Raw genomic sequence first — 22181 nt, 5'->3', positions numbered from 1 at the left:
GCCATCACGACGATGAGGCGGATCGAGAAAGCCGATCCGCCTCATCAACGCGACTGCCGGCCCCCGCCCAAGCGAGGGCCAATTACCGGTCCGGCGGAATTACTCCGCGGCCGGGAGGATGCTCACAGCGCGGCGACCGCGCTTGTTGCCGAACTTCACGTGGCCCGCGACGAGCGCGAACAGCGTGTCGTCGCCGCCACGGCCGACGTTGTCACCCGGGTGGAAGTGGGTGCCGCGCTGGCGGACGATGATCTCGCCGGCGTTGACGAGCTGCCCGCCGAAACGCTTGACGCCGAGCCGCTGGGCGTTGGAGTCACGGCCGTTCCGCGTGGACGAGGCGCCCTTCTTGTGTGCCATGGTTCGCTACCACTACTTCCCGGGGTTGATGGCGGTCACCTTCACCTGGGTGTACCGCTGGCGGTGCCCCTGGCGCTTCTTGTAACCGGTCTTGTTCTTGTACTTGAGGATGTGGATCTTGGGACCCTTGGTCTCGCCGAGGATCTCGGCGGTCACCTCGTACTTGCCAAGCGTGGCTGCGTCTGTGGTGACATCGCCGTCGTTGACGACGAGCACCGGCGACAGCGACACCGTGGAGCCGACCTCACCGGCGACCTTGTCCACCTCGAGGACGTCACCGACGGAGACCTTCTGCTGCCTGCCGCCGCAACGAACGATCGCGTACACCGCGGAACCCTTCTCCTGGCTGATTGCTGCTGAACGCTGCGCCTCTTGCGTCCAGCTCCCGTCGATATAACACGACCGGCGAACCGAGCAGGCGCGCGTAGCTGAGCGCGCCACCGGACGCACCGATTGACCAGGATACCGGATTGCGGGGTCCTTGGTCGAACCGGACGGTACGCCGGAGGGCCGGCCTATTCGGCCGGCCCGGCAGGCCTGGTGACCTTCCGCGAGCGGCGGCGCCCCCGGGCGGACGCCGGGACGGCGCCGTCCTCGGAGCCGCCGAGCGCGCCGGTCACGCTGTCCCGGCCGCCCTCGCCGTTGGCCGCGACCGCCACACCGACCGCCCCCTCCTTGAGGATCTTGTCGGCGTCGGCCTTGGCCTTGTCCAGCTTGTCGGCCACCGCCTTCTCGATCGCCATCTTGCCCTGCGTGCCCCGCGGCTCGGGCTTGCCCTCGACCGGCTCGGTCGAGACGATCAGCCCGCGCCCGTTGCAGCACTCGCACGGCGTGGAGAACGCCTCCAGCAGCCCCTGGCCGACACGCTTGCGCGTCATCTGCACCAGGCCCAGCGAGGTGACCTCGGCCACCTGGTGCTTGGTGCGGTCGCGGGCCAGGCACTCCAGCATGCGCCGCAGCACCAGGTCGCGGTTGCTCTCCAGCACCATGTCGATGAAGTCGATGACGATGATGCCGCCGATGTCGCGCAACCTGAGCTGGCGGACGATCTCCTCGGCCGCCTCCAGGTTGTTCTTGGTGACCGTCTCCTCCAGGTTGCCGCCCTGGCCGGTGAACTTGCCGGTGTTGACGTCCACGACGGTCATGGCCTCGGTGCGGTCGATCACCAGCGAGCCGCCGCTCGGCAGCCACACCTTGCGCTCCATGGCCTTGGCGATCTGCTCGTCGATGCGGTAGGCGGCGAACACGTCGCCGTCCTCCCACTTGGTGAGCCGGTCGGCCAGGTGCGGCGCGACGTAGCGGACGTACTCGTCCACCGTGCCCCACGCCTCGTCGCCGGACACCACCAGCGAGGAGAAGTCCTCGTTGAAGACGTCGCGGACCACGCGGATCGTCAGGTCGGGCTCGGAGTACAGCAACTCGGGCGGGCTGGCCGACTTGGCCTTGCGCTGGATGTTCTCCCACTGCGCCGACAGGCGGGCCACGTCCCGGTCGAGCTCGTCCTCCGAAGCGCCCTCCGCGGCGGTCCTGACGATCACGCCGGCGTTCTCCGGCATGACCTTCTTCAGGATGGTCTTGAGACGGGTGCGCTCCTTGTCGGGGAGCTTGCGGCTGATGCCGGTCATCGAACCGTCGGGCACGTACACGAGGTAGCGGCCCGGCAGGCTGATCTGGCTGGTCAGGCGGGCGCCCTTGTGCCCCATCGGGTCCTTGGTGACCTGGACGAGCACCGACTGGCCCGACTTCAGCGCCGCCTCGATGCGCTTGGGCTGGCCCTCCAGCCCGGCGGTGTCGAAGTTGACCTCACCGGCGTACAGCACGGCGTTGCGGCCCTTGCCGATGTCGATGAACGCCGCCTCCATGGACGGCAGGACGTTCTGCACCTTGCCCAGATAGACGTTGCCGACGTAGGACTGCGACGCCTCGCGGTCGACGTAGTGCTCGACGAGCACGCCGTCCTCCAGCACCGCGATCTGGGTGCGCCCGCCCTGGCGGCGCACGACCATGACGCGCTCGACCGACTCCCGGCGGGCCAGGAACTCCGACTCGGTGATCACCGGCGGCCGGCGGCGGCCCTGCTCGCGGCCCTCGCGGCGGCGCTGCTTCTTGGCCTCCAGGCGGGTGGAGCCGCGGAAGCCCTGCACCTCGTCCACCGAGGTGGGACGCCCGGCGCGGGGGGCGCGGATGCGGGTGACGGTGTTCGGCGGATCGTCGGACGCCGCCTCGGCCTCGTCCCCGCCCCTGCGGCGACGGCGGCGGCGCCGGCGCGAGGAGGAGCCGCCGTCCTCGTCGTCCTCCTGGTCGTCCTTGTCGCGGCGCTGGGCGTCGGCCTCGGCCGAACCCTCGGCGGCGTCGGCCGGCCTGCCGTCCTCGTCCTCCTCGCCGTCCTCGGCCTCGTCGTGCTCGCGCGCCTTGCCCCGGCCGCGGCCACCACGGCGACGGCGGCGGCGACGGCCGCCCTGGTCGTCGTCCTCGCCGTCGTCGTCCTGCGGGCCCTCGGCGGAGTCCTCCGGCTCCTCGGCCTCCTCGTCGGCGGGCTCGGGGCGCTGCTGGGGCGGGAGCACGACGGGCGGCACGGCCGCGCGCGGCTCGGGCGCCTGGAAGACCGGCTGGAAGACCGCCGCGGGGGCCTGGAAGGTGACGGCGGGGGCCGTGGCACGCGCCTCGGCCAGCGCGCCGAGTCCGAACGGATCGGCGAACAGCGGCCTCTGGCCCCGGTCCTCGCCGGTTCCGGCCTGCTCGGCGCCGGCGATGTCGTCGACGTCCTCGCCGACCGGCTCGTCGTCCAAGGGCTCGTTGACCGGCATCGACTCGGCGATCGCGGCGGCGACCTCGGCCTTGGCCGCGGCCTCGACCCTGGATCGTTCCGCCGGGGCCGCACCGGGCTCGGGGGCCTGGAGGGCGTCCGGGGCCGCCGTCTCGGCGGTCTTGCGGGTGCGCCTGCGGCGCGCCGGCGCGGCGGCCTCAGCGGCCTCGGCGGGCTCCACGACCGGCTCAGGGGCGGGCGTCTCGGCGACGGCCTGCGGCTCGGCGGAGGCGGCCTCCGCGGCCTTCCTGGTGGTACGGGCGCGGGTGCGCTTGACCGGCGCGGCCTCGTCCTCGCCGTCGGCGTCCTTGGCGGCCTTGGCCCGGGACGTCCTGGCGGGCTTGGCGGCGGGGGCCTCACCCTCGGCGGCCTCGGCCGCCTTCCTCGTGGTACGGGCGCGGGTGCGCTTGACCGGCGCGGCCTCCACGGGGGCGTCCTCGACCGGCTGCGCCGGAGCCTGTACGGACACCTCCGCCGGAGCCTGCGCGCTCGCCGCGGCGGGCGTCTCCGCCGGGGCGGCGGTCTCGGCCTCCTCCGGCGGCGGGCCGGCCGGGCGGCTCGCCGCGCGGCGGCGCCGGACCGGCTTGGTTTCCTGGTGTGATGTTGTATCCCCGTCGGGGCCGAGGGCCCCGGCGATGGGCTCGTTGTCGAGCATGCGGGCGTTCTCCCGTCAGCTCCCGGGCGCGTCTCCGCGCCGCGCGGGAGCTCTCGTCTCTCGCTGTGCGCCAGGCCGCGGGGCCCGGCGCCAAGTCCTATCCGTGGTCTTCGACCTGCCGCACAGCCGGTCCCGGCTCGCCGCCGCGAGCGTCGCGGTCCGGGTCGAGCGGGTCGGCCATTGCACCGGTGCGCGCCTCCAGCGGACCCTGCGCCAGCCTGGTCACCAGTGGTGGTGACGGCGGCGCGAAGGCGGCCACGAGACGCAGCCCCGTGAGCACGTCGTCGGGTCGAACGGCGGGCGTAACGTGCCGAACAACCATACGAAGTATCGCACATGGCGGGCCGGGCTCCCGGTCCGCCGTTTCACCCGTTCCCTGGCGAGCCGCCTGCGCGACGGCGTCCTCCGCCGTCAGCGAGACGACCGCCTCGCGCGCGTCGAAGCGACGCGGGCCCTTCTTGGTCAGCCGCTCGACCTCGACGCGCTCGGCCGCCATGAACAGCGCGGCGGCCTCGGCGGCCTCGGCCGGCTCGATCCCGGGGAGGCGGGCCTCCCAGATCGAGCCCTGCAGCCGCTCGGCCAGGCTGCCGCCGGCCGACTCCACCACGTCCAGGACGTCCAGACCGGGCGGCAAGGAGGCGTCGAGCTCGCCGCGCAACCGGTCCGGCGCGCAGGTCGTGACGACGCCGATCTCCAGGTATTCGGCTTCGCTGGCCACCCCGGTGGGGGCTGCGCCGGCGTATGAGATCTTCGGATGGGGGGTGAATCCCGCGCTGAAGCCGACGGGAATGCCGGCCCTGCGCACCGCGCGCTCGATGGCGCGCGTGACGTCTCGGTGGCTGGTGAACCGCAGGCGGCCACGCTTGGCGTAACGCACCCGAAGGCGCTGCACCACCGGCGCGGGCGGGGGCCCATCAGGAACGGGGTTCTTCAGCTAAGTGATCCTTTCCTGTGTCGCTGCCGTGGCCGTCGCTCCAGGATATGAGCCTGGCGACCCTCCCTGTCCCGGCCCGGGGGCCGGTGTGACGAACGACCTACAGGGTGCAACGGTTACGGGCGGTGTTTGCTTCCGTTCGGCGGGTCAGACGACCGTCAGCGGGAGCAGCTTTCTCCCCGTCGGGCCGATCTGGATCTCGGTGCCCATGGTGGGGCAGACCCCGCAGTCGTAGCAGGGAGTCCACCGGCAGTCCTCGACCTCGGCGCCGCCGACGGCGTCCTGCCAGTCCTGCCAGAGCCACTCGCGGTCGAGGCCGGCGTCCAGGTGGTCCCACGGGAGCACCTCGACCTCCTCGCGCTCGCGGGTGGTGTACCAGTCGACGTCCACGGGCTGCCCGGCGAACGCCCGCTCGGCGCAGGACATCCACCGGTCGTAGGAGAAGTGCTCGCTCCAGCCGTCGAACCGGCCGCCGTCCTCCCAGACGGCCCGCACGACCGCGCCGACGCGCCGGTCGCCCCGCGACAGCAGGCCCTCGACGATCGAGGGCTGGCCGTCGTGGTAGCGGAAGCCGATGGCCCTGCCGTACTCCTTGTCGGAGCGCAGGGCGTCCCTGAGCTTGCGCAGCCGGGCGTCGACGGTCTCGTGGTCGCACTGGGCGGCCCACTGGAACGGGGTATGGGGCTTCGGCACGAACCCGCCGATGGAGACGGTGCAGCGGATGTCGCGCGTGCCGGTGGCCTCGCGGCCGGCCTTGATGACCTTCTTGGCCAGGTCGGCGATGCCGAGGACGTCCTCGTCGGTCTCGGTGGGCAGGCCGCACATGAAGTAGAGCTTGACCTGCCGCCAGCCCTGGCCGTAGGCGGCGGTGACGGTGCGGATCAGGTCTTCCTCGGTGACCATCTTGTTGATCACCTTGCGCATGCGCTCGGACCCGCCCTCGGGCGCGAACGTCAGGCCGGACCTGCGGCCGTTGCGCGAGAATTCGTTGGCCAGGTCGATGTTGAAGGCGTCGACGCGGGTGGAGGGCAGCGACAGGCCGACGTCGCTTCCCTCGTAGCGGTCGGCCAGGCCCTTGGCGACCTCGGCGATCTCGGAGTGGTCGGCGCTGGACAGCGACAGCAGGCCGACCTCGTTGAAGCCGGACTCCTTCAGCCCGACCTCGACCATGTCGCCGATCGTCGTGATCGACCGCTCGCGCACCGGGCGGGTGATCATGCCGGCCTGGCAGAACCGGCAGCCGCGCGTACACCCGCGGAAGATCTCGACGCTGAAGCGCTCGTGGACCGTCTCGGCCAGCGGGACCAGCGGCTTCTTCGGATAGGGCCACTCGTCGAGATCCATCACCGTGTGCTTCTGCACCCGCCAGGGCACGCCCGAGCGGTTCGGCGCGACGCGCTTGATGCGGCCGTCGGCGTGGTACTCGACGTCGTAGAACTTCGGCACGTAGACGCCGCCGGTGGAGGCCAGGCGCAGGAGCAGCTCGTCGCGCCCGCCGGGGCGGCCCTCGTCCTTCCACTCGCGGACGACCTCGGAGATCGCGATGCAGATCTGCTCGCCGTCGCCGAGCACGGCGGCGTCCAGGAAGTCGGCGATGGGCTCGGGGTTGAACGCGGCGTGCCCGCCCGCCAGGACGACGGGGTCGTCCTCGCCGCGGTCGGCGGCGACCAGCGGGATGCCGGCCAGGTCGAGGGCGGTCAGCAGGTTGGTGTAGCCGAGCTCGGTGGAGAAGGACACGCCGAGCACGTCGAAGGCGCGCACCGGGCGGTGGCCGTCGACGGTGAACTGCGGCACGCCGTGCTCGCGCATGAGGGCCTCAAGGTCGGGCCAGACGGCGTAGGTGCGCTCGGCGAGCGTGCCGGGCAGCTCGTTGAGGATCTCGTAGAGGATCTGGACGCCCTGGTTGGGCAGGCCGACCTCGTACGCGTCGGGGTACATGAGCGCCCAGCGGACGCTCGCCTCGTCCCAGTCCTTGACGGTCGAATTCAGCTCACCCCCTACGTACTGGATCGGCTTCTGCACCTTGGGCAGAAGCGGTTCCAGACGGGGAAACAGCGACTCGACAGACATGACTCCAAGGGTAGTTCCTGCGCGCCACGGCTCGCGCCAGCGCGTCCCAGGGCGGTCAGAACGCCCGCTCGCGGATGTGGACGGCCTGCAGCAGGCCCAGCGCGATCATGTTGGCGAACGTCGCCGTCCCTCCGTAGGACACGAATGGCAGCGGGACGCCGGTGATCGGCATGATGCCGATCGTCATGCCCACGTTGACGAACGTCTGGAAGGCGAACCAGCAGACGATCCCGCCCACGACCAGCGCCCCGAAGCGGTCCTCGCACTGGCGGGCGATGCGCAGCCCCCGCAGGAGGATCACGCCGAGCAGCGCGACGACGGCGATCGAGCCGAGAAACCCGAACTCCTCCCCCACGACGGTGAAGATGAAGTCGGTGTGCTGCTCGGGGACGAACCTGCCGGTGGTCTGCCCGCCGTGGAACAGGCCCTTGCCGAACAGCTCGCCCGAGCCGATGGCGATCAGCGACTGGGTGCTGTTGTACCCGGCGCCGCGCGGGTCGTTGGCGGGGTCGATGAACGCGGTGAACCGGGCGATCTGGTACGGCTTGAGCAGGCCGAACAGCCACACGGCCGCGGCGCCCGCCCCCGCCAGCGCGGCCAGCGCGACGATGTAGCGCTTGCGTAGGCCCGCGAAGATCATGGAAGCGGCGGTGATCACGGCGAGCACCATCGTGGTGCCGAAGTCGGGCTGGAGCATGACCAGCCCCATGGCGATCGCGGCGGCGGCCATGGCGAGCAGCAGGTCCAGCGGGCGGGGCCGGTCGGTGCCGGGCGCGGGCTCGGCCAGCAGCGCGCACAGCATGAGGATCAGCGCGGGCTTGGCCAGCTCCGACGGCTGGACCGCGAACCCGCCGCCGAGCAGGATCCACGAGTGCGACCCGTTGATCGTGGACCCCAGCGGGGTGATCACCGCGAGCAGCCCGAGCAGCGCCACCCCGTACACCGCGGGGGCGTAGATGCGCAGCGTGCGCTGGTCGGCCAGGGCCGCGATGCCGCACAGCACCCAGCCGATGACCAGGTTGAGCACGTGCTTCTTGACCATGCCCGTCGGCGCGCCCGCCGCCCAGGTGCGGGTGGAGGACCACACCAGCAGCGTGCCGATGACCGACAGCGCCATGACCGCGACCAGCAGCACGCCGTCGGCCCGCCACACCGCCGAGTGCGCGCCGACGGCCCTGCGCATCAGCGAGCGGTTCCGCGGGACGAGGGCCTGGTTCACTCCGCCACCGTCCCGTCGCTCCTGATCTTCGGCAGGCGCGCGACCGGCTTGCCGCCGGGCAGGGCCGGCGGCCCCTTGACGCCGTAGATGGCCTCCCAGATCTCCCGTGCCGCCGGGGCCGCGGCCATGGCGCCCTGGCCGCCCTGTGACACCGTGACGACGACCACCAGGCGGGGATCGGCGGCGGGCGCGAAGGAGGCGAACCAGGAGGTGTCCTCCTTGCCGTAGACCTCGGCGGTGCCGGTCTTGCCACCGATCTTCACCACGTCCATCGGGAAGCCGCCGAACGCGCCCGCCGCCGTGCCGTCCGACGTCACCTCGCTCAGCGCCTTGCGGATGTAGTCACGGGTGCCCTTGTCGACGGGCAGTCGTCCCGTCACCGGGGCCTTGATCTCCTCGACGTGACTGCCGTCCGGCCGGACGATCGCCTTGGCGATGCGCGGGCTGCGCAGCTTGCCGTCCCCGACCAGGGCGGCGTAGGCGGCGGCGAGCTGCAGCGGCGTCACCAGCACGTCGCCCTGCCCGATGGAGAGGTTGGCGGCCTCGGCGGCCTTCCACTGCATGCCCTCCACGCAGTTCTCGTGGGCGAGCCTCTTGAGGTAGGCCGCCCGGCCGGGGTTCTTCTTCTCCACCTCGGGATAGCCGGTCTTGGAGCGCTGGCAGCTCAGGTGGTGGGTGGCGTCCCACATCTCCTTCTTCCACGCGCGGCCGGGGATGCGCCCGGGCACCTCGCCGGGAAGGTCGATGCCGGTCCTCCTGCCGAACCCGAACGCCTTGGCCGTGTTGGTCATCGGCTCCTTGGGACGGGGGACGGGCTTGAGGCCGCCGTCCCGCTGCCACATCTCGTAGGCCGCCTTGTAGAAGATCGTGTCGCAGGACTTCACCAGGGCCGTGTGAAGATCGAGCACGCCGAGGGGGATGCCGTGGAAGTTGTGGAACGCCGTGCCCGCGACGTCGTACACCCCCGGGCAGTCGTACTTGCCGTGCAGGGGGTAGCCGTCCCTGACCATCGCCGACACCGAGGAGACCTTGAACGTCGAGCCGGGCGCGTACTGGCCGTGGGTCGCGCGGGAGATCAGCGGCAGGCCCGCCTTCTCCGACAGCAGGTGCTGGTAGTCCTTCTCGGCGATGCCGCCCGCCCAGACCGAGGGATCGTAGGTCGGCATGCTGCCGATCGCGACCACCCCGCCGGTCCGCACGTCCAGCACCACCGCGGCGGCGCCGTCCGCGCTCGGCGCGCTCTTCATCGCCTTGGCCAGCGCCGCGTCGACGGCCTTCTGCACGTTGACGTCCATGTTGGTGATCAGCACGTCGCCGGGCACGGGCGAGGTCTGCCGCTCGACGCCGAGCACCTTGCCCATGCGGTCCACCTGGACCCGGCGCAGGCCGGGCTGGCCGCGCAGCGCCTCGTCGTAGACGTACTCCAGGCCGTCCCTGCCCACCAGGTCGACGCCGGAGAAGTTCGCCTTGAGCTTGGACCGCTTCTTCAGCTCCTCCTCGGTGACCGGCTGCAGGTAACCGAGCGTCTGGGACGCCCCCGTCCCGAGGGGGTAGTCGCGGACGGCCTGCACCTCGGCGACCACCCCCGGGAAGTCCTCCTGGCGCTCCAGAATCTGCAGGGCCTGCCGGGTGGAGACGTCGTCGTCGATGGGGATCTGCGAGTAGAGGGAGCCGGGCCAGCACGGACGGTGCACCTTCGGCCCGCACGGGCGGATGCGCTCGCGCAGTTCCTTCACCGGACGGCCCAGCACGGCCCCGAGGCGCTTCAGCACCGCCGCGCCGCCGTCCGGCATGCGCTCGAACTCGGCGCGGTCCACCGAGACCACCAGCGAGGCGCGGTTGCGCACCAAGGGACGCCCCGACGCGTCCAGGATCTGCCCGCGCGCGGCCGGGACGATCACGTCGCGCGTGCGGGTCTCGGTCGCCGCGACCACGAACTGCGACCCGTGCACGACCTGCACCTGCCACAGCCGGACGGTCAGCACCGCCAGCAGCGTCAGGACCAGGAACTGCAGCACGACCAGCCGGGCGCGGACACGGATCACACGTGCCTCCGAACCGGGTAGGCCCCCGTGGGGACGGCCTCGCGCCGGTGGCGGCGCGCGGAGAACCGCGAGACCCCCCAGAAGACCGCCGCCGCGACCGCCAGGTTGTACATGACCAGGGCCGGCCACACGCGCGGCAGCGTGTGCCAGTCGGCCCGCGGGTCGCCGAGCAGCCCGCCGACCCCGGCCGCCAGGAGCGGCGCGACCATCACCGCGACGATCACCGTGACCGCCGACGCCCCCGGCGCCCGCTCGGCGGCCCGCCCCACCGCGTAGCCCACCAGGCAGAACACCAGCGCGTACTGGCCCATGACGTGCGCCGACGGCGGCAGCACGTCGGCGGCCAGGCCCATGGCGAAGCCCGTGGCGGCCCCGGGCACCGGCCCGCGCGCCAGGGCGAACATCACCACGCCGAGGAGCACCAGGTCAGGGGCTCCACCCCCGGGAAGGGGGAGGCGGTTCACGATGCTCACCTGCACGATCATGATGAGGCCGGCGAGCAGCACCGCCGTGATCGCTCGGAGCACTGTGTCACGTCCTCCCGCCCGCTCGGTCCCGCCCGTGCCCGTCACGGGCGTCATGTCTGTCACGCTTCTCGCGCGCGGGCCGGTGGACGGCCCGTAGCTCCCGGCGGGCCGGCGGGGCGTGCGCGCCGCTCCGCCTGCCCTCGCCGTCCTGCTCACGCCGTGGTCTCTCGCCGGGGTCCTCCCGCTGCTCGCCGCGCCGTTCTCCCCGTTCCTCCTCGCGGCGCTCCTGCCGGCGTTCGTCCCGCCGATCGTCCCGGCGTTCCTCGCGCGTCGGCGCGGACGGCGAAGGCGAGGGGGGCGGCGCGGACGGGGACGGCGCGGGAGGAGGAGCGGGCGCGCGGGCCTGCTTCTTGGGCGGCGGCGGCGCGGGCGGCAGCATGGCGTCCCGGGGGTCGCGGCGCGGCGCCTTCACGACCACCCCGACCACGTCCAGCCCCGCGAAGTCGACGAACGGCCTGGCGTAGGCCACCCGGGTCAGCTCGCCCGGCGTCGGCTCCACGCGCTCGATCACCCCCACCGGCAGCCCCGGCGCGTACGGCACGCCGTTCTCCGACCCGAAGCTCACGATGCGGCGGCCCGCCGCCAGCGTCGCCGCCGAGTCCAGCAGCCGGAAACGGATCAGACGGCTCTCCGCGGCCGGACCCAGGCCCGTCACCACGCCCACCTGGTTGCCGCCCTCCATGCGCGCCCCCGCCGTCGAGGCCGGATCGGTCAGCAGGACCACCGTGGAGGTGCCCGGACCGGCGTGGGCGACCCGCCCCACCAAACCGTCCCCGTTCAGCACGGTCATGTCCGGCCGCACACCGTCGCCCGACCCCGCGTCGATCTCGACCGCCTCCTCGAACCCCGGGACGCCGCGCCTGGCGATCACCTGGGCCGCCACCACGCGGTAGCCGCCCATGCCCGACAGCCCGAGCATGCGCGTGAGCTGCTCGGACCGCTGCCGGTCGAGCGTGCGCGCGGTCACCTCGCGCCGCAGGCGGGAGTTCTCCGCGCGCATCGCCGCGATCTGCCGCTTGTACTCGGCGGCGGAGGCGTAGGTGTCGACGAGGTCGCCCATCGGCCGCACCACGCTCGTCCCGGCACGCTCGGCCACGCCGAACAGCGAGGACGCCAGCGAGCGCACCGGCTCGAACAGGGAGTCGTCGCGCTGGCGGTGGTCGACGGTGATCAGGACGAGCGCCGCGGCCAGCAGCAGGCCAAGGATCAACCGCGCACGGCGCGTATCCCTCATCGGTCTCTCGGCTCCATCGAATGTGGTCAGTGTCTCGGTTCGGGCACCAGGACCTGCTGCAGGACCTCGAACTCCTCGACGCACTTGCCCGAGCCGAGCGCCACCGAGTCCAGGGCGTTCTCCACGAGATGGATCGGCATGCCGGTCTCGTCGCGCAGACGGTCGTCCATGCCCTTCAGCAGCGCCCCGCCGCCGGTGAGGGCCACGCCCCGGTCCATCAGGTCGCCGGACAGCTCGGGCGGGCACTTGTCCAGCGTCGACTTCACCGCGTCGATGATGGACTTCAGCGGCTCCTCGGTCGCCTTGCGGATCTCGTCCGCCGACACCACGATCGTCTTCGGCAGGCCGGTGACCAGGTCACGGCCCCGGATCTCGGCGTGGCAGTCGTCCCCGACCGGGCAGGCGGAGCCGATCGCGATCTTGATCTCCTCGGCGGTGCGCTCCCCGAGCATCAGGGAGTACTCCTTCTTGGCGAACGCGATGATGGCCTGGTCGAGCTCGTCGCCGCCGACGCGGATCGACTGGCTGGTCACGATGCCGCCCATGGAGATGATCGCGACCTCGGTGGTGCCGCCGCCGATGTCGACCACCATGTTGCCGGTCGGCTCGTGGACGGGCAGCCGCGCGCCGATCGCGGCGGCCATGGGCTCCTCGATGATGTACACCCGGCGCGCCCCGGCCTGGTAGCCGGCCTCCTTGACGGCCCGCTGCTCGACGCCGGTGATCCCGCTCGGGACGGCGACGATGATGCGCGGCTTGGCGAAGTGCCGCCGTTTGTGCACACGCTGGATGAAATAGCGGAGCATGCGCTCCGTGACGTCGAAGTCGGCGATCACGCCGTCCTTCAGCGGGCGTATCGCCACGATGTTCCCGGGCGTCCGGCCAATCATCCTCTTGGCCTCGATGCCCACTGCCACGATCTTGCCGGTGGTCGTGTTGATCGCCACCACCGACGGCTCGTTGAGCACGATGCCGCGACCCCGCACGTACACCAACGTGTTGGCGGTGCCGAGGTCGACGGCCATGTCACGGCCGAGGAATGCCAGCTTGCTGCCCATGGGGAAGGAAACCTTCCTACAGGTCGTTCGCGAGAGATTACGATTCGCATTCGAATCGTAACGTGACGTACCCACTCGCGCGGGCAACGAGCCGTCCCGCCGGGGAAAATCTTGTCGCACCCACCTGATCACATGGCGGGGACCTGCGGAAACACCCCCAACGAACAGGCCCCGGCGCGCCGCGCGCGCCGGGGCCTGTTCACACCCGGCTCTCGCGGGAGCCGGGGACGTTCACCGCTCAGAAACGGTCCGGGAAGAAAAGCTTGACCTCGCGGGCGGCCGACTCCGGCGAGTCGGAGCCGTGCACGACGTTCTCGCCGATCTCCAGCGCGTGGTCGCCGCGGATCGTGCCCGGCGCCGACTTCACCGGGTCGGTGGCGCCGGCCAGGGAGCGGAACGCCTCGACCGCGCGCGGCCCCTCCAGCACCAGGGCCACCAGCGGCCCGGAGGTGATGAACTCGACCAGCTCGCCGAAGAAGGGCTTCTCCGCGTGCTCGGCGTAGTGCGCCTTGGCCGTCTCCACGTCGAGCGTGCGAAGTTCCAAGGCCACGACCTTGAGGCCCTTGCGCTCCACGCGGGCGATCACGTCACCGATGAGGCCGCGGCGGACACCGTCGGGCTTGATCAGGACAAGCGTGCGCTCGGACACGGGAATCTCCTTCATTGTCAACGCCGGGCGCCACGCGAGACGGCCGGCGAGAGGGGAAGCGTGTGCGCAGCTTACCGGCCCGGGGACCCCTCGCCGTCCCGGCCGTCCTGGTCGCCGCCCGCCTCTGGGGACCGGGTGGGCGCGGGCACCACCGGGATCATCGACGTCTCCGGGCCGTCGCCGGCGCCCTCCTCGCCCGCCGTCCGCCCCGCCCCCTCCGGGCCCACGACCCCGCCGGCCCCGCCGGCGCCGCTCGCTTCGCCGGCCGCCGCCCGGTCCGCGGCGCCCTCGTCCGCACCGTCCTCGACTCCCCGCGGCGGGACATCGGCTGGAGTGTCGGCCGGGGCGTCGCGCAGGGCCCGCTCGGCCGAGCGGGTCGCCAGCACCGCCCCCAGCACCAGGATGACGACCACGGCGAACCCGGCGACCAGCGCCCAGACGTGCAGCGCCTCCACGAACCCGTCGACCATCGCCTGCGAGGTGACCTCACCGGACGTGCTGACCGCGTGCAGTCGTTCCACTTGGATACCCGTTCCGAGCAGGAAGCCGCTGAGAACGGCAGGCAGGCAGAGGGACAGGGCGGACAGCGCCGTGGACAAGGGCACCGCGCGGAGTGCCGCCGTCACCGCCACCGCCGCGCCGCCCCCGAGCAGCGCGAACGGCACGAGCAGCGGCATGCCCGAAGGCGCCGGCACCATCAGCCGGATCGCGCACAGCCCGGCCACCATGGCGACCAGTCCCCCTGCGACCAGCTTGGACGCGGGAACCTCGCCGAACCGGCCCACGACGTGCGGGGCGAAGCGGGCGGCGGGGATGACCAGCACCACGACCAGTACCAACAGCACGGCCAGCCCGAACGGCGCCCACAGACCCGACAACCCCGGCCCGCCGAGGCCGCCCAGCTCCACGTAGGTGACCTGCGCGGCGGTCGGCAGCACCACCAGCCCGACGGCGACCATCACGAACGCGAGCGCCCGCCCTGCCGGCCCTCCGGCCCGCCCGGCGCACGCCGGGGTCAGCAGCACCGCCACGGCGACCGCGGCGGACACGACGATGAGCCACGGCGGCCACCCGAACGTGGTGCCGAGAGCAAGCAGGGCCACCCCCGCGGACGGCCCCAGCGTGAACAACACCCGCACCGACCCACCCGACAAGTCCCCACCGGAACCCGCGCGAAAGCCCTGAGCGAACCAGGCGCCCTCCCGCCCACCATCCTGCGCGAACGAGGCGCCGCCGCCACGCTGACCATCCTCGGCTGACCGCGCACCGCCCCATCGACGATTCGCGGCGTACGGCGAAGCTCCACTCCGTTGGCCACCCTCAGCGGACCGGGCATCGCCCGGTTGGCCATTCTCGGCGTACGGCGAAGCTCCGCCCCGTTGACCATCCTTGGCGGACCAGGCGCCGCCCCGTCGGCCATTCTCGGCGTACGGGGCGCCCTCCCATTGGCCATCCTCGGCGGGCCGGGTGTCCTCGCCGGTGAGACGGCTGATCGCGAAGTATGTCGCGGCGAGCGCGAGCGCCACCCCCGTCAGCATCGGATACGGCTGCAGCGTCACCCGCCACGACGTCACCTGGTCCAGCGGCCACAGCGCCAGCGCCTGGGCGGTCAGGAAGGCCGCCGCCAGGGCCGCCGCCCAGACCGGGACCAGCACCCCGCGCGAGGAGGCGGATCGTTCCCGGCAGGCGGCGAGGGTGGCGGGGACGAGCATGCCCGCGGCGACGCCGTGCAGGGCCCTGAGGACCCCGACCGCGACCGCCGAGCCGGCGTACCCTCCGGCCACGTCGGCCACGCCGAGCAGCGCCAGGCCCGCGAGCAGGACGGGGGCGGGTGAGAACCGGCCGAGCGCCACGGCGGTGAGCGGCACCACGCAGAGCATCACCGGCAGGGCGAGCCCGTGGGCGCGCAGGACGCCGACCCCGGCGATGTCCGGAGGCAGCAGAGCGGAGACCACCGAGATGGTGTTCGGAATGGCCACGATCGCCAGTGGAAGCGCGAGGGCGGTCAGCAGCCCGACGATCACGTCGAGCACGAGCGGTATGCGATTGACCCGACCGAGAGCCGTGAGGCCCGTGGCCTGGATTGGGGGGACGGCCATACCGGCCGACTTTAGCGTTAAGTCACGCCCTCGACACGCCGAGCGACCAGAATGGCTGTGATCCACAGCGCGGCGAACACCACGCCGAGGAAGAACATGATCGGGACGAGGAACCCGGTCGCGATGGCCAGGACCTGCACGACGCTACCCGCGATGTAGGCGAAGGGCCGCTTCAACATGCCCGCCACCAGGACGCACACCACCGCGAGCCCCAGGCCGACCGCCACGGCTATCCCTGGCGACACCTTGTTGATCACGATCGCCACGGGCGTCACCAGCCCGAGAACGATCGCCTCCATCCCCAACACACTCGCCCCAAGCCGCCGCATCCCCGGCGTAACCCTGAACCCCTTCTCCCTACGAGCCCCCGACTCCCCAGACACGACCGACTCCCCCGACAAAACCGACTCACGCACTACAGACTCACCCTCCTGAGACCGCGCCCCCGACGAAGCCCCGACGCCCCCCTCGGCGACCGACCCAAGCTCCACGAACCCCGGCCCGCCCGAACTCCCGGCCCCACCTTCCCCGGACCGCGACTCCCCCGAGCTCGCAGCCCCACCCCCGGACGGCCCCTCCGCGGCCATCCGTCCACCCTCAACACGCCGCGACTCCTCTGAAGCCGCTGCGCGGTCAGGGGGTTGCGGCTTTCCCGAGGATGTCGGGCGGGACTCGGGAGTATCCGAGGCATGTGGGGAGGTCGCCGGGGTGCACTTGCGGGCGTCCGGCTCGGGGGAGGTCATCGGTTCGCTTTCAGGAGGATGCGGGCGTCGCCCGCGGTCGCGACGGAGCCGGTGATGAGGACGCCGGAGCCGAACTCGTCGCCCTGGTCGGCGAGCCCCATGGCCGTGTCGATGGCCCCGTCGAGCCGGTCGGCCCGATGCACCCGCTCGGGGCCGAACACGCCCTCGGCACGCTCGGCCAGCTCGGCCACGTCCATGGAGCGCGGGGACGAGTTGCGCGTCACCACGATCTCTTCGACGACCGGCTCCAGGAGCTCCAGGATCGTGTCCACGTCCTTGTCCCCCATGACCGCGACGACGGCGATGAGACGCGTGAACCCGAAGGACTCGCTGATCGCGTCGACGCTCGCCTCCATGCCCCCCGGGTTGTGGGCCGCGTCCACCAGCACCGTCGGGCCGCGCCGTATGACCTCCAGCCGGCCCGGGCTGGACACCTCGGCGAACGCCTGCCGTACCAGCTCCGCGTCCAGCGGATCGTCGCCCCCCGTGAGGGCCTCCACCGCCGCGAGCGCCAGCGCCGCGTTGCCGGCCTGATGCGCGCCGTACAACGGAAGGAAGACGTCCTCGTAGACGCCCTTGAGGCCCTGCAACCGCAGCACCTGGCCACCCATGGCCAGCTCGCGGTGCAGCACCCCGAACTCCAGCCCCTCGCGCGCCACGGTGGCCTCGGCCTCCGCCGCGCGCCTGACCAGCACCTCGGCGGCGGGCAGCGGCTGCTGCGCCAGAACGGCCGTCGCGCCCGGCTTGATGATGCCCGCCTTCTCCCCGGCGATCGTCTCGACGTCCGGGCCCAGATACTCGGTGTGGTCCAAAGAGATGGGGGTGATCACGGCGACCGTGCCGTCCGCGATGTTGGTCGCGTCCCACGTGCCGCCCATGCCGGTCTCGATGACCGCGAAATCGACCGGAGCGTCCGCGAACGCCGCGTACGCCATCGCGGTGAGCACCTCGAAGAAGCTCACCCGGCCGAGCTTCGCGTCGATGATCTCCAGATACGGCTCGATCTCGCGGTAGACCTCGATGAAACGGTCCTCAGGGAGAGGGACGCCGTCCACGCAGATGCGCTCGCGCATCTCGGAGAACTCCGGGCTGGTGTACCGGCCGGTTCGCAGGTTCCGCGCGCGCAACAGCGCGTCGATCATGCGGGCCGTGCTCGACTTGCCGTTGGTGCCGGCGATGTGGATGACCGGGTACATGCGCTCCGGATGCCCGAGGATGTCCGCCAGCCCGGCGATGCGGTCAAGCGTGGGATCGATGTCCCACTCGACTCCGCGCTCGCGGATCGCTGCCTCGACGACGCGAATTTCCTGCCCTGCCATCACTCCGTCAGCTTATCGGCCCCTATCACCGCCCAACCGACCGTCCCACGGCCTGTGGAAAACCGGGAAGCACGCCCGGCAATAGACTTGTGCGGTGAGCCCGGACGACGTCTTCTTCGCCGAGTGGCGCGCCCGCGGCGGGGGAGAGCGCCGCAGCCTCGCCCGCGCCCGCCGGCTCCTGGAGCTGCTCGACGCCTCCACGGCGAGCGCCCCTGTCCTCACCGTCGTCGGCTCCAAGGGCAAGGGCACGACCGCCATGTACGCGTCCGCCTATCTAGCCGCCGCCGGCCTCCGGGTCGTCTCCGTCACCAGTCCGGCGCTGCGCGCCAACCGTGAACGCATCAGGGTGAACGGCACGGCCATCTCGGACGCGACGCTGAGCGGGCTGGCCGCGCGGATAGCCCAGGCCCTCCGGTCGATGCCGGACCGCCGCGAATCTCCTGGATACCTGTCCCCCGTCGGCCTTTTCACCATCGCGGGCGTCCTGCACGCGCGGGACATCGAGGCCGACGTCATCGTGCTCGAAGCCGGCATGGGCGGAGCCTCCGACGAGGTCTCCCTGCTCCCCCCGCACACCGTGGCCATCACCGAGATCTTCGCCGAACACGTCGGCGTCCTCGGCGACACCCCCGCCGAAATAGCCCGTGAGAAGGCCGCAGTGACGTCCTCTCGAACCCAGGCCGTCCTCTCCCTCCCCCAACAGCCGGCCGTCCAGCAAGCGATCAGCACGGTGATCCGCGCCCGCACCACACGCCCCATGGAAGCCGCGCCCTCCACCACCGGCACCGCACCCCGGATGGACACCGCCCCGAACAACGAAACCACGGACACCGCAGCGAGCTCCCAGCCAAAGACCGAACTTACGAACCCGGAACCCGTCACCACGCCTCCCAGCCCCTACCCATTCGAACGGCGCGACAGCGACCACCGAACCCAACGCGTCGCCCAGAGCCGACATCAAGCTCGGCGACATCCAGACGGCGAAGAGGCAAGCAGGGGACGCGGAAGTACGGGAGGCCGAAGTACGGGAAGCGGAAACGGCAGAGGTAGAAGCCGAGCTGAAAACAACGGAGACAGAAGCGCAGGCAGAGGCGGAGACGACGCAGACGGAGACGCAGACGGAGACGCAGACGGAGACGCAGACGGGAGACGCAGACGGAGACGCAGACGGAGACGCAGACGGAGACGCAGACGGAGACGCAGACGGAGACGCAGACGGAGACGCAGACGGAGACGCAGACGGAGACGCAGACGGAGACGCAGACGGAGACGCAGACGGAGACGCAGACGGAGACGCAGACGGAGACGCAGACGGAGACGCAGACGGAGACGCAGACGGAGACGCAGACGGAGACGCAGACGGAGACGCAGACGGAGACGCAGACGGAGACGCAGACGGAGACGCAGACGGAGACGCAGACGGAGACGCAGACGGAGACGCAGACGGAGACGCAGACGGAGACGCAGACGGAGACGCAGACGGAGACGCAGACGGAGACGCAGACGGGGGAGACGCAGACGGAGACGCAGACGGAGACGCAGACGGAGACGCAGACGGAGACGCAGACGGAGACGCAGACGGAGACGCAGACGGAGACGCAGACGGAGACGCAGACGAGACGCAGACGGAGACGCAGACGGAGACGCAGACGGAGACGCAGACGGAGACGCAGACGGAGACGCAGACGGAGACGCAGACGGAGACCAGACGGAGACGCAGACGGAGACGCAGACGGAGACGCAGACGGAGACGCAGACGGAGACGCAGACGGAGACGCAGACGGAGACGCAGACGGAGACGCAGACGGAGACGCAGACGGAGACGCAGACGGAGACGCAGACGGAGACGCAGACGGAGACGCAGGACGGAGACGCAGACGGAGACGCAGACGGAGACGCAGACGGAGACGCAGACGGAGACGCAGACGAACCTAGAGGCGAAGACGGTGACGAAGGTGGAGACGACGAAGGTAGAGGTGGAGACAGTGGACACCGAGGGCGGCACGCTGCCCCGTGATCTCCTTCCGCCCTCCTACGGCCGGTGGAACGCCGAGCTGGGCTGCGCCGCCGCCGCGCGCATGCTCTCCCTGCTCGGCCTGCCCCTCCCCGCCCCGAAGCCCCTGACGGATGTGCTCGCGTCCATACGACTCCCGGGTCGCCTGTCGTTCCACACCCTTCCCGAGAGCGGGACCGAACTGTGCGTCGACTCGGCGATCAACCGACCCGGGCTGGCCACGGCCCTCACCATGGCCCTGCGGCGCTGGCCCCGCGTGGACCATGTCCTCCTATGCCTCCCCGACCACAAGGACGTCCAAGGAGCCATCACCGAACTCGCCGGCCTCCCGGTCACGTTCGTACGCCTGGCGCTCCCCCACCTGCGCTTCACCGCCCCACTCCCCGCAGACTGGACCGTCATCGACGAATCCCAGCTCACCCGCCAATTCCTCACCGAAATCGCCCCCCACGTCCTGGCCATCGGCACGGTCTACTTCACAGGCAAAGTCCTGGACACCATCAACGCCCCCACCGAAACCCTCTTCACCCCTCCCACCTAATTTCCTGGGCCCCCTCACCACAAGCCCCCGCCCTAAGGCCCTAACCGGCACAAGCTCACCCGACGACACAACGACCGCACCGTCGACTCGCAGGCAAGCCCTGGAACAAGAGGTCCCGGCCACGGTCCTCAATAGCACGGAAAGTGGCTGGCGCCGACCTTCGCTCCGCTGTCATCGCCATGGTGCTAGCCACAGCGTCTTCGTGCTCTTTTCATTTTGTGCTCTTTCTGTTTCCTGTTGTCCCGTTCGGATGCGAGCTTCGGTTCAGGGCCGTGTCGGCGGGGTGCAGGTAGGCGAAGCTCGGCACCCATGACGGCGGCCGGCCGGCCACCGCTCTGCGAACCCGGTACGAGAGGAACGCGCGTCAGCGCCTAGGAAACACAGCCCGAGCCGAAGGCGAGGCCCATTCCCCGGCGGAGCCCCACATTTAACTCTGAGAGTCCAGCGTTCCGTCCACTGCCACTTCCTGGCGCAGCCGTCGTTTTGACGGCTATCTAGGGTTGTCGGAGCCTTCCAGCAGGTCAGAGGATGACGATCACTTCCTTCGCGTAGGCCAAGTTGACCGAACTCCGATCCGCATGGGTCAAAATGTGCCGATGACGATCTCCACTGACGACTCCGGTCCGGTCCGGATTGTGACGGCCATTGTTCGCGACGGCGATCGGGTGTTGCTGTGTCATCGAAGCGCCGGACGTCGTTGGTATCCCGACGTGTGGGATCTGCCGGGCGGTCATGTCGAGGAGGGGGAGGATCCGAAGGAGAGCCTTGTCCGCGAGCTTCGGGAGGAGTTGGGAATCACGGCATCGGAGCCATCCGGCCCGCCGATGCATGAGATCCGGACCGCGACGTTCGACATGCGGATCTGGTTGATCGACAGGTGGACCGGAACACCCGTCAACGCCGCGCCGGACGAGCACGACGCTGTGGCGTGGTTCTGGACATCCGACCTTGACAGCCTGCGTCTCGCCCACGAGTCGTATCTCTCGATGCTCACCGCCGTGCTCCTCACGTGACGTCGCACCGGAAGCCAGGAGTGCGCGCTCATCGGCAGATCCGGACACCACCGGGCCTCGGCGAACGCCATTGTGTGTAGTCGATGATTTCTGTGTGGGGGCGGCGGCTCGACCGCCAGCTCGCCGCTGAGCTTGCGGATGTCGATGGCCGCTGTCTACTCGGTGGCCGTGCACGCCTTCAACCAGGCCGAGGCGTGTTCGAGGGTCGTCTTTCCTGGTCAGCCTGTGGTTTCAGTGAGACGCACTTCAGAGCGCGATCATCTGAGCCAGCAGGCCGGTGTTCTCCTGCTTGACCACCAAGCCCTGCGCCCATAACGGCGCCCCAGTCGGCCCTTCGGCAGTGCGCGCTACGAGAGGAAGCGCGCGTCAGCGCCCGGGGAAGCACTGTCCGAGCCGGAGGCGGAGCCCATTCTGCGGCGCCCCTCGGCGTTCTCACTTTCGTGACCGGTCGGCGGCTGTCGTGGGCAGGGACAGGTAGGGGCGGGTGGGCCGCCGTTGTAGGCGCCGGGATTCGCCGACCTGCACCCCGCCGACGCGGCGCCCTCGATGAAGACCCTCGTGGCGGAGGAAAGGTCCCGGAGTTTGTGGCAGGGACGCACGAATGAAGAAGTCTCGGAGACCACGAATGGAAAGTCCTGGAATGCAGGACACGAAGAGGAAAAGTGTCCGGAAATGCAGGAAGGGCCACCCCGTGGAGCACGAAGCTCCTGGATGGCCCTACCTTGCATTCACTTCAAAAGATTGTCCGGCGGTGTCCTACTCTCCCACACCGTCCCCGGTGCAGTACCATCGGCGCTGGAAAGCTTAACTTCCGGGTTCGGAATGTAACCGGGTGTTTCCCTTCCGCTAAAACCGCCGTAACCCCGTGAAACAACCAACCGAGCACACCACCCACCAA

The 22181-nt window shown here is 70.9% G+C and carries 17 protein-coding genes and 1 rRNA gene; 2 read left to right on the top strand and 16 right to left on the bottom strand.

Annotated features, from left to right (window positions below):
- Nucleotides 1–99 precede the first annotated feature (99 nt).
- The 15 genes from rpmA to BJ982_RS38535 all read right to left on the bottom strand — a co-directional run bounded on the left by rpmA (nucleotide 100) and on the right by BJ982_RS38535 (nucleotide 18433).
- Nucleotides 100–357, bottom strand: coding sequence for a 50S ribosomal protein L27 (gene rpmA / locus BJ982_RS17915; RefSeq protein WP_184881522.1), 258 nt, complete (start codon nucleotides 355–357; stop codon nucleotides 100–102).
- Between the two features lie 12 nt (nucleotides 358–369).
- The gene (rplU, locus tag BJ982_RS17910) at nucleotides 370–684 is read right to left on the bottom strand and encodes a 50S ribosomal protein L21 (protein WP_184616508.1); all 315 of its coding nucleotides are present in this window, start codon (nucleotides 682–684) and stop codon (nucleotides 370–372) included.
- Between the two features lie 188 nt (nucleotides 685–872).
- The gene (locus tag BJ982_RS17905) at nucleotides 873–3818 is read right to left on the bottom strand and encodes an Rne/Rng family ribonuclease (RefSeq protein ID WP_184881520.1); all 2946 of its coding nucleotides are present in this window, start codon (nucleotides 3816–3818) and stop codon (nucleotides 873–875) included.
- Nucleotides 3819–3915: 97 nt separating this feature from the next.
- Nucleotides 3916–4695, bottom strand: a complete 780-nt coding sequence (locus BJ982_RS17900; protein ID WP_203959311.1) for a TIGR03936 family radical SAM-associated protein — start codon at nucleotides 4693–4695, stop codon at nucleotides 3916–3918.
- Between the two features lie 204 nt (nucleotides 4696–4899).
- Complete coding sequence (locus BJ982_RS17895) at nucleotides 4900–6822, bottom strand: TIGR03960 family B12-binding radical SAM protein (protein ID WP_184881519.1); 1923 nt, start codon at nucleotides 6820–6822, stop codon at nucleotides 4900–4902.
- A gap of 55 nt (nucleotides 6823–6877) precedes the next feature.
- The gene (gene rodA, locus BJ982_RS17890) at nucleotides 6878–8005 is read right to left on the bottom strand and encodes a rod shape-determining protein RodA (RefSeq protein WP_184888995.1); all 1128 of its coding nucleotides are present in this window, start codon (nucleotides 8003–8005) and stop codon (nucleotides 6878–6880) included.
- Nucleotides 8006–8037: 32 nt separating this feature from the next.
- Nucleotides 8038–10086, bottom strand: coding sequence for a penicillin-binding protein 2 (gene mrdA, locus BJ982_RS17885; RefSeq protein WP_184881517.1), 2049 nt, complete (start codon nucleotides 10084–10086; stop codon nucleotides 8038–8040).
- Entirely contained in the window at nucleotides 10083–10613 is a 531-nt protein-coding gene (gene mreD, locus BJ982_RS17880) for a rod shape-determining protein MreD (protein ID WP_239123327.1), read from the bottom strand. The genes mrdA and mreD overlap by 4 nt, the downstream gene beginning before the upstream one ends.
- A gap of 4 nt (nucleotides 10614–10617) precedes the next feature.
- Nucleotides 10618–11847: a rod shape-determining protein MreC gene (mreC, locus tag BJ982_RS17875; RefSeq protein WP_184881512.1), complete on the bottom strand. Its 1230-nt coding sequence runs from the start codon at nucleotides 11845–11847 to the stop codon at nucleotides 10618–10620.
- Nucleotides 11848–11873: 26 nt separating this feature from the next.
- Nucleotides 11874–12905 (bottom strand): rod shape-determining protein, encoded by a 1032-nt coding sequence (locus BJ982_RS17870; RefSeq protein WP_184881510.1) that lies wholly within the window; start codon nucleotides 12903–12905, stop codon nucleotides 11874–11876.
- Nucleotides 12906–13143: 238 nt separating this feature from the next.
- Nucleotides 13144–13569: a nucleoside-diphosphate kinase gene (ndk, locus tag BJ982_RS17865; RefSeq protein WP_184881508.1), complete on the bottom strand. Its 426-nt coding sequence runs from the start codon at nucleotides 13567–13569 to the stop codon at nucleotides 13144–13146.
- Nucleotides 13570–13625: 56 nt separating this feature from the next.
- Nucleotides 13626–15587 carry a hypothetical protein gene (locus BJ982_RS17860; protein WP_184881506.1) on the bottom strand — a complete coding sequence of 654 codons (1962 nt, stop codon included), beginning with the start codon at nucleotides 15585–15587 and terminating at the stop codon, nucleotides 13626–13628.
- Nucleotides 15588–15670: 83 nt separating this feature from the next.
- Nucleotides 15671–15982, bottom strand: coding sequence for a DUF4233 domain-containing protein (locus BJ982_RS17855; RefSeq protein WP_184881504.1), 312 nt, complete (start codon nucleotides 15980–15982; stop codon nucleotides 15671–15673).
- Nucleotides 15983–16392: 410 nt separating this feature from the next.
- Complete coding sequence (locus BJ982_RS17850; protein WP_184881502.1) at nucleotides 16393–17715, bottom strand: bifunctional folylpolyglutamate synthase/dihydrofolate synthase; 1323 nt, start codon at nucleotides 17713–17715, stop codon at nucleotides 16393–16395.
- 274 nt (nucleotides 17716–17989) lie between these two features.
- Nucleotides 17990–18433, bottom strand: coding sequence for a hypothetical protein (locus BJ982_RS38535; RefSeq protein ID WP_221482335.1), 444 nt, complete (start codon nucleotides 18431–18433; stop codon nucleotides 17990–17992).
- Nucleotides 18434–19670: 1237 nt separating this feature from the next.
- On the opposite strand from BJ982_RS38535, the gene BJ982_RS17840 reads away from it, so the two are divergent.
- Together BJ982_RS17840 and BJ982_RS17835 are read left to right on the top strand one after the other, a co-directional pair.
- Complete coding sequence (locus tag BJ982_RS17840) at nucleotides 19671–20270, top strand: hypothetical protein (RefSeq protein ID WP_184881500.1); 600 nt, start codon at nucleotides 19671–19673, stop codon at nucleotides 20268–20270.
- A gap of 596 nt (nucleotides 20271–20866) precedes the next feature.
- Nucleotides 20867–21283, top strand: a complete 417-nt coding sequence (locus tag BJ982_RS17835) for an NUDIX domain-containing protein (RefSeq protein ID WP_184881498.1) — start codon at nucleotides 20867–20869, stop codon at nucleotides 21281–21283.
- A gap of 743 nt (nucleotides 21284–22026) precedes the next feature.
- Here BJ982_RS17835 and rrf read toward each other — a convergent pair.
- Nucleotides 22027–22143: ribosomal RNA gene (rrf, locus tag BJ982_RS17830) — 5S ribosomal RNA — on the bottom strand.
- Nucleotides 22144–22181 lie beyond the last annotated feature (38 nt).

It is taken from the genome of Sphaerisporangium siamense (assembly GCF_014205275.1).
Lineage (GTDB): Bacteria > Actinomycetota > Actinomycetes > Streptosporangiales > Streptosporangiaceae > Sphaerisporangium > Sphaerisporangium siamense.
This window is presented reverse-complemented; position numbering and strand designations above follow the sequence as displayed.

Bases quoted from the DNA above. Each gene is read 5' to 3' on its own strand.
- rpmA (WP_184881522.1), bottom strand. From the start codon at position 357: ATGGCACACAAGAAGGGCGCCTCGTCCACGCGGAACGGCCGTGACTCC.
- BJ982_RS17905 (WP_184881520.1), bottom strand. From the start codon at position 3,818: ATGCTCGACAACGAGCCCATCGCCGGGGCCCTCGGCCCCGACGGGGAT.
- BJ982_RS17895 (WP_184881519.1), bottom strand. From the start codon at position 6,822: ATGTCTGTCGAGTCGCTGTTTCCCCGTCTGGAACCGCTTCTGCCCAAG.
- rodA (WP_184888995.1), bottom strand. From the start codon at position 8,005: ATGCGCAGGGCCGTCGGCGCGCACTCGGCGGTGTGGCGGGCCGACGGC.
- mreC (WP_184881512.1), bottom strand. From the start codon at position 11,847: ATGAGGGATACGCGCCGTGCGCGGTTGATCCTTGGCCTGCTGCTGGCC.
- BJ982_RS17870 (WP_184881510.1), bottom strand. From the start codon at position 12,905: ATGGGCAGCAAGCTGGCATTCCTCGGCCGTGACATGGCCGTCGACCTC.
- ndk (WP_184881508.1), bottom strand. From the start codon at position 13,569: ATGAAGGAGATTCCCGTGTCCGAGCGCACGCTTGTCCTGATCAAGCCC.
- BJ982_RS17855 (WP_184881504.1), bottom strand. From the start codon at position 15,982: ATGCGGCGGCTTGGGGCGAGTGTGTTGGGGATGGAGGCGATCGTTCTC.
- BJ982_RS17850 (WP_184881502.1), bottom strand. From the start codon at position 17,715: ATGGCAGGGCAGGAAATTCGCGTCGTCGAGGCAGCGATCCGCGAGCGC.
- BJ982_RS17835 (WP_184881498.1), top strand. From the start codon at position 20,867: ATGACGATCTCCACTGACGACTCCGGTCCGGTCCGGATTGTGACGGCC.